The sequence below is a fragment of the Saezia sanguinis genome (assembly GCF_003991585.1).
GTDB lineage: Bacteria > Pseudomonadota > Gammaproteobacteria > Burkholderiales > Burkholderiaceae_C > Saezia > Saezia sanguinis.
Map to the genome: position 1 here is coordinate 1 of NZ_PQSP01000021.1, position 884 is coordinate 884.

The following is an 884-nucleotide window of genomic DNA, read 5'->3' on the forward strand; positions in this document are numbered from 1 at the left end:
GCCAAGAGTGCCCTGTTCACCAACAGCCGGTACGCACGCGCAGCAGTCAACCAGCACCTGGGGAGCCTGAACACCAAAGAACAGGACCCCCACAAAAACCTGTGGGTCAGCGTGTGGGGCCATGAAGGCCACCTCAAGGCTGATGGCAATGCAGAACGCCTGAGCAACAACGGCGGTGGCTTCCTCATCGGCAGCGACCTCTACAGCAACGGCACCACCACCATCGGTGTGGCCGGCGGCTATGAACAAACGCGGCTGGACATCCGGGGCACCAGAGCCTCAGACGCCGAAATAGACGCGTTCCACGTCATCGGCTACGGCCGCACCACCATTGGGGCCATAGACCTCAAAGGCGGCGTTGGCTACAGCTGGCTGGACATCGACACCGAACGCAACATCTGGGTAGACGGGCTGAGCGGCAAAAACCAGGCGAGCTACAACGGCGGCATGGTCCAGATCTTTGCCGAAGGCAGCCACACCTTTGAACTCAGCGACAGTGCGAGCGTTACCCCGTATGCGGGCCTGGCGTACCAGCACTTGAAGACCGATGGGTTCACAGAAAGCGGAGGCAGCAGCATCCTGCACGGCAGCAGCAGCAAAGACGACCGGCTGAGCAGCACGGTAGGCGTGAGAGGGCAGTTGACCATCCACGACAAAATCAACCTGTATGCTGACGCCGGGTGGCAACACAACTTTGGCAGCGACACCGCAGACAGCGACCTCAACTTCATAGGCGGGTACAGCTACAACATCCGGGGTGTGGAAATGAACCGTGACAGTGCCATCATAGCGGCAGGGGCCACCTTTGAGTTGCAGGACAACATGCATCTGAGCGTGGGGTATGAGGGAGAGTTCGGCAACAGGAGCCGGGACAATGCACTCAA

The 884-nt window shown here is 60.0% G+C and carries 1 protein-coding gene; it reads left to right on the forward strand.

Annotated features, from left to right (window positions below; translation table 11 throughout):
- Positions 1-884: autotransporter outer membrane beta-barrel domain-containing protein (locus CUZ56_RS14825; RefSeq protein ID WP_126981192.1), on the forward strand; the 884-nt coding region annotated here is incomplete at both ends.